The organism is uncultured Cyclobacterium sp. (assembly GCF_963976465.1).
GTDB lineage: Bacteria > Bacteroidota > Bacteroidia > Cytophagales > Cyclobacteriaceae > Cyclobacterium.
This window is the reverse complement of the sequence record NZ_CAXBOC010000357.1, coordinates 1-6,168: the sequence shown is the minus strand read 5'-3', so window position 1 is coordinate 6,168 and position 6,168 is coordinate 1. Positions and strand designations below refer to the sequence as shown.

Below are 6,168 nucleotides of genomic sequence, written 5' to 3'. Positions count from 1 at the left end.
AGTGAATGCCCGCAGGTTCTATATGTTGCATGATACCAATGATATAAACATTTTCTCCATCACAAATGGCATCTGCTTCTGCTTCAATGGCACCTTCGAGGAAGTGGTCAAGCAATATTTCATTGTTTGGAATGTCCCGGAGAACGGTTACTACATGCTCTTCAAGTTCCTTTTCATTGATAACAATTTTCATTCCCTGTCCACCCAAGACATAAGATGGTCTTACCAATAATGGAAAGCCGATGGTTTTGCAAAGTTCAAGAGCTTCGTCTGTACTATGTACAGTTCCAAATTCAGGATAAGGAACATTGTTTTCTTTCAAGAGCTGGGAGAATCTGCCTCTGTCTTCTGCCAGGTCCAGTGCTCTGTAGCTAGTGCCGAGAATTGGGATATTGTATTTGTCCATTTTCTCTGCCAGTTTAAGTGCTGTTTGTCCTCCCAGCTGAACAATCACTCCCGCAGGTTTTTCATGCAGGATGATTTCATAGATATGTTCCCAGAATACAGGTTCAAAATACAATTTATCCGCAATGTCAAAATCTGTAGAAACTGTTTCAGGGTTACAATTGATCATGATCGTTTCATAGCCACATTCCTTGGCTGCTAAGACCCCATGAACACAAGAGTAATCAAACTCAATTCCCTGACCAACCCTGTTGGGACCGGATCCAAGGACCACTATTTTTTTTCTGTCAGAAACAATGGATTCGTTTTCATCTCCAAAGGAGGAGTAAAAATAAGGTGTTTGCGCTTCAAATTCTGCTGCACAGGTGTCTACGAGTTTAAACACTCGTTTGATTCCCATTTCATCTCTTCTCTTATTGAAAACTTCACTTTCCAAGCATCCCAATAGGTGGGCAATTTGTCGGTCGGCATAGCCTTTATGTTTGGCCGTTTGCATGAGTTCTTTACTGATGCTCTCCAGTGTTTCTTTGGCAAGTGTGTTGTCCAGGTGTACCAATTCCTCGATCTGCTTCAAAAACCATTTGTCAATTTTTGTCAGATCTTGAATGGTTCTGAATGAAATGCCTAATTTGAAAGCATCATAAATATGGAAAAGTCTGTTCCAACTAGGGTTGGCCAAGCTGTACAGAATTTCTTCTTGGTTTCTAAGCTCTTTGCCATCAGCACCAAGGCCATTTCGCTTGATTTCAAGGGATTGACAAGCTTTTTGTAGGGCTTCCTGAAAGTTTCTGCCTATGCCCATAACTTCTCCAACGGCTTTCATTGATAGGCCTAGTTTTCTGTCAGAGCCTTTGAATTTGTCAAAATTCCATCTAGGTATTTTAACTATAACATAATCAATGGCAGGCTCAAAGAAGGCCGACGTGCTGCCGGTAATGGAATTCTTTAATTCATCTAGATTGTAGCCTACAGCTAGCTTTGCTGCTACTTTGGCAATCGGATAACCTGTAGCTTTAGAGGCCAAAGCGGAAGATCTTGATACCCTTGGATTGATTTCTATACCTATGATGGTTTGGTTGTCAGGGCTTACAGAGAACTGTACGTTACATCCCCCGGCAAAATTACCGATGCCATTCATCATGCGGATGGCCATGTTTCTCATTTTTTGAAAAACAGGATCAGGCAAAGTCATGGCAGGAGCTACGGTGATGGAGTCCCCGGTGTGAACCCCCATTGGGTCAAAGTTCTCTATGGAACAAATGACCACCATATTGCCAAGATTATCTCTGAGAACTTCTAATTCGTACTCTTTCCATCCAAGAATACTTTGTTCGATCAATACTTCATGTGTAGGTGAGGCTTGAAGTCCTGCACTTAATGCTTTTTCAAAATTTTCAGGGCTGTCTACAAATCCACCACCAGACCCACCAAGGGTGTAGGATGGTCTAATTACCAGTGGAAATCCAATTTCTTGTGCGATTTCTTTGCCCTGTAAAAAAGAAGTAGCCGTACGTCCGACACATACACCAACTCCCAACTCTTCCAGTAAAACCTTAAATTTTTCTCGGTTTTCTGCTGTCTCTATGGCATCAATGTCCACCCCAATCATGCGGGTGTTGAACTTTTCCCATATCCCCGCTTTGTCGCAATCAATTGCCAGGTTAAGGGCGGTTTGTCCTCCCATGGTGGGAAGTACACAGTCAATGTCCGGATGCTCTGTTAAAATCTTTACAATTGATTTTTTCTCAAGTGGCAAAAGGTATACATTGTCTGCAGTCACCGGATCGGTCATAATGGTTGCAGGATTGGAATTGATAAGGGTAACTTTAATTCCTTCCTCCCTCAATGATCGGGAAGCTTGAGATCCTGCATAATCAAATTCACAAGCCTGCCCGATTACAATAGGGCCGCTTCCGATTATAAGTACATGTTTGATGCTACTGTCTTTTGGCATGCTTGATGATTTTTGAAATAGTTTACTATTGGCTAAATTGGGGCAAAATTAATCAAATTTATTGAACATCCACATGAATTCTTGTTTTTACGCAGTTCAATTCACAACTAATATTTTTTTGCTTGTACCCAATAGAAGAAATGGACTTTGTGTGGCATTTCAATACTTCCGCCAAATCAACCGTTTATTTTAATGGGTAATTATTAATTATCAATTGTTAATTAACAATTGCCCCATTAACAATTACCCATTAATAATTAATCCATTAACCATTACCCCATTAACCATTAACAATTATTGAATTAACCATTACCCAATTAACAATTATTGAATTAACAATTAACCATTAATAATTATTCCATTAACCATTATTCAACTAAGTCAAGCTGCTTTCCCACAGTTTCTTGTAGCGTTTATATGTTTGCTTACGTCTTAAAAGAAAGCCACGAAAGGATTAGGGAAACGAAAATGTAAACTATAAATTTAAATGTGTTTTTAATCCTTTCTTTTTACCCGGATGGGGTTTACATTCAAAATTCAATTAAGATGAAGAAATTAGTAGTTTTTAAAGGCAAATGGATTTTTTGGGTAGGTATGGTTTTTCTATTACCAATACTTGGTGGGTGCCAGGATGAGGAATTACCGGAGGGCGAGATCCGCTTAAGCCAAATTCCTGATAACCCTGACTATACGTCTCTTCCCTTGATAGGCACCACATGGAAACTTATCGGGTTTGTGGATGAAGGGCGGAATAGGGTGAAACTACCAGAACCTGATGGGGAAAGCACCTATTTGCTAAAATTTAATGGCAATGGTGAAATAAGTGGACGGACATCTACTAACTCGGCCTATGGTCGGTATCTTCTGGGCAGTGATGGTCTCTTGGAAATTCTAACATTTACCAATACTACCGAGCTTAATGAGCTATTTGACGGTGGTTATTATATCGAATCCATGAACAATGTTTTTTCGTTCGTTCTATCACAAAAAGGGTTGACACTCTACTATGATTCCGAAAAACCCATGCTTTTCCAACCCCAATAAGTGGTAGTTTTAATTAACAAAACAATTTAAAAATAAAAACTTTATTTAAAGATTTTGAGTATATTTAAATATGCAGATCGAAAGAACAAATGAAGAGATTTTGATTCGGGTTCCCTCAGAAACTGACCTAGTGGGCTTACAACGTATTTTGGACTATATTAGGTTCAGGGAAATCGCATCAAAAAGTAAAGCCAGTCAAATACAAATTGATAAGCTGGATATGGTTTCAAAATCATCTTGGTGGGATCAAAATAAGGAAAAATTCCTCAAGTGAAAGTTGTTGTTGACACCAATATTGTTTTCAGTGCTCTCCTGACACCAAATGGGTTAATTAGTGATATTCTGCTAAATTCCTCTGGAACTTTTGATTTCTTTACGCCCACTTTTTTACTGGAAGAATTGGCACACCATCATCAGAAACTTTTAAAATTATCAGCCTATTCTGAACAAGATTTTTCTTTCATGAAAAGAATGGTTTTAAAAAGAATTGAATTTATTGATTTGGATTTGATAAGCGATCTCTTCTGGAAGAAAGCAATCAAGATGACCACTCCAATAGATGAGTTTGATGCTCCATTTGTTGCATTGAGCTTAGCGTTAGGAGCTTCTCTTTGGACGGGTGACAAAAAACTCCTAAAGGGATTGAGGCTACAAAAAATTGATTGGGCTGTGAATACTGCAGACCTAGAAGTAATTAGGGATAGAAGCTGAAATTTACATTGATCTTCATTTTCACAGTTTACAGGTTTTCTTCTCGGTTAGGTTTTTAATCCTTTAGAAAACAATGCAGGGTGCGCATAGCACTTACCGAAATGCCATTGGATGAATCCGCAAAAGCCATTCTTCAGTCGGAGAACAAAACCAGCAGGGAATACCAGAACTACAGCTTTGACAGCCCTCCCCAGCGCATTAGGGTGTTTGACCTGACGGGTGCGGAAAGGATTTGTGTGGAAGAACCTCTTTCAAATAGCAGCTATGAGCTGGACATCAGCCACCTACTGCCCGGTGTCTATGTCGTCCACCTGGACCACCGCAATGGCACCGTCACCCGGCAACTACGGGTGGAGTAAAACGCAAGGTAAACAAGTCGCATCAAACCATGCCCTATAAGGCCAATTTGAAAGGCATATTAGCTCAGTCCAGGGTGAAGCATGCCAATATCCCTCTTAATAATTATCAATTATCAATTATCAATTAACAATTATTCAATTAACAATTAACAATTAACCATTAGCCCATTAACAATTAACCATTAGCCCATTAATAATTATTGAATTAACAATTAACCATTAATAATTATCCCATTAACAATTAACCATTATGTCCCCCTTATGAAAGCGATAATACTTGAAATCGGGTGTCTTTTACCGCTGTTACCTATTTGATGAGGATGATATTTCAACTATTTTTGGGATAAATCCGAACAATACAATAGACTATTTGAATACATGGCAAAACCGATTCAAAATAAATCGCTATTTGGAGATTTTCTTGAGGGTTTCCCTGCTAATTACGATTCCTGTGGTATAGACCGGGTTTAAATTTTATAAAGTAAACAGCTTATTGGTAAAAGAAAGCGTTATGAGAAATGTTAAAACCGGTGACTATGGTGCAGCAGTAGCAAAAATTGATTCCGCCAACGCGGAAGATCCGAACCTGGAAGAAGTAAAAGGAGAGAAAGTACCCAAAGAGCTGTTGTATGGGAAGCGGATGGCCGACATGATGGAAGAAACTTACCCGGAAGCAAATGAAGTATTAAAGCTAGCTGCGAGAAGTCAGCATATTCGGCGTTGGGAAATTCCAAGGGATTCCTATCCTATGGACCGAAAAGGCTATTTGCTATGGAGAACCAACCTCAAGAGGTTTCATGCCAACCTTGCCAAGGAAATCTTGGAAAGCAGCGGTTATGACGCTTCCGATTTACAAAAAATTGATGATTTAATTAATAAACGCAGATTGAAATTAGACCCTGAGACACAGGCGCTGGAGGATGTAGTATGTCTGGTGTTTTTAAAATACTATTTTGATGACTTCATTGCGAAGCACGAAAATGAGGAAGAAAAACTCATTGACATCTTACAGAAAACCTGGAAAAAGATGTCTCCAAAAGGCCATGAAAAAGCCTTGTCTTTAAACCACTCAGAGCGAGCATTGGCTTTGATCAACAAGGCTTTGGCTTAGGTTTTATTTGTATTTTGCTGTTTTATAAACTTTTACATCTTTAGCGATGGTAGAAAGTATGGCCTCTTTACTCATGGTTGGGTGCTTGTGGCCATGCTCTGCTCCTCCTAAGTCGTACTCACAATGTAGGATTTTAGGAAGACTGCCCATAAATCCCGGATGCTCTTGTAAAAGTTCAAATTTCACATTTCCTTCTCCATAGGGAACATTAATCGGCCTGTCACCTTTGTCATCAACATTCCCCCAGACATAATCCTTTAGATCAAAACTTCTTATTTTATCACTGATCATGTGGAAAACATTTTCATAAGATTGATAGCCTTCTACAGAGGCATGACGCAAATCAAACTGCACCCCTATATGATCAGGATTGATGTCTTTCAATAAATGGTAAATTTCCCAAACAGAACCTCCAATACGCCTTCCGGCATGGTTCTGATAATGGCCCGTTACCCCATGTTTCTCGTGCAATTCTGCCAATTGCTTCATGGAAGCATTGAGGGATTTTAATTCCTTGATGATATTTTTGGTGGTAAATGGAAGATAGCCCATGCGGTAATCGGTGATTCCTTCGCCGGAAATAG

General features: G+C 39.3%; 7 protein-coding genes. 5 read left to right on the top strand and 2 right to left on the bottom strand.

Annotated features, from left to right (window positions below; genetic code table 11):
* Window positions 1-2,359 (bottom strand): carbamoyl-phosphate synthase large subunit (gene carB / locus AAC037_RS17730; protein WP_339904430.1); only part of this gene is annotated, 2,359 nt, incomplete at its 3' end.
* Window positions 2,360-2,905: 546 nt separating this feature from the next.
* Between carB and AAC037_RS17725 the strand changes: the two genes are divergently transcribed.
* The 5 genes from AAC037_RS17725 (at window position 2,906) to AAC037_RS17705 (ending at window position 5,584) form a co-directional block, all read left to right on the top strand.
* Window positions 2,906-3,403 (top strand): hypothetical protein, encoded by a 498-nt coding sequence (locus AAC037_RS17725; protein WP_339904429.1) that lies wholly within the window; start codon window positions 2,906-2,908, stop codon window positions 3,401-3,403.
* A gap of 70 nt (window positions 3,404-3,473) precedes the next feature.
* A complete protein-coding gene (locus AAC037_RS17720) occupies window positions 3,474-3,677 on the top strand; it encodes a hypothetical protein (RefSeq protein ID WP_303615278.1) in 204 nt (67 codons plus the stop codon).
* Window positions 3,674-4,114: a PIN domain-containing protein gene (locus AAC037_RS17715; protein ID WP_339904426.1), complete on the top strand. Its 441-nt coding sequence runs from the start codon at window positions 3,674-3,676 to the stop codon at window positions 4,112-4,114. Before AAC037_RS17720 ends, AAC037_RS17715 begins: the two co-directional genes overlap by 4 nt.
* Before the next feature lie 101 nt (window positions 4,115-4,215).
* Window positions 4,216-4,473 (top strand): T9SS type A sorting domain-containing protein, encoded by a 258-nt coding sequence (locus AAC037_RS17710; protein ID WP_339904424.1) that lies wholly within the window; start codon window positions 4,216-4,218, stop codon window positions 4,471-4,473.
* Between the two features lie 511 nt (window positions 4,474-4,984).
* Complete coding sequence (locus AAC037_RS17705; RefSeq protein ID WP_339904423.1) at window positions 4,985-5,584, top strand: DUF4202 domain-containing protein; 600 nt, start codon at window positions 4,985-4,987, stop codon at window positions 5,582-5,584.
* A gap of 3 nt (window positions 5,585-5,587) precedes the next feature.
* On the opposite strand, the gene AAC037_RS17700 is transcribed toward AAC037_RS17705, so the two are convergent.
* On the bottom strand, window positions 5,588-6,168 hold a 581-nt coding region (locus tag AAC037_RS17700), incomplete at its 5' end, for a TIM barrel protein (protein WP_339904421.1).

Bases quoted from the DNA above. Each gene is read 5' to 3' on its own strand.
- AAC037_RS17725 (WP_339904429.1), top strand. From the start codon at position 2,906: ATGAAGAAATTAGTAGTTTTTAAAGGCAAATGGATTTTTTGGGTAGGT.
- AAC037_RS17720 (WP_303615278.1), top strand. From the start codon at position 3,474: ATGCAGATCGAAAGAACAAATGAAGAGATTTTGATTCGGGTTCCCTCA.
- AAC037_RS17710 (WP_339904424.1), top strand. From the start codon at position 4,216: ATGCCATTGGATGAATCCGCAAAAGCCATTCTTCAGTCGGAGAACAAA.
- AAC037_RS17705 (WP_339904423.1), top strand. From the start codon at position 4,985: ATGAGAAATGTTAAAACCGGTGACTATGGTGCAGCAGTAGCAAAAATT.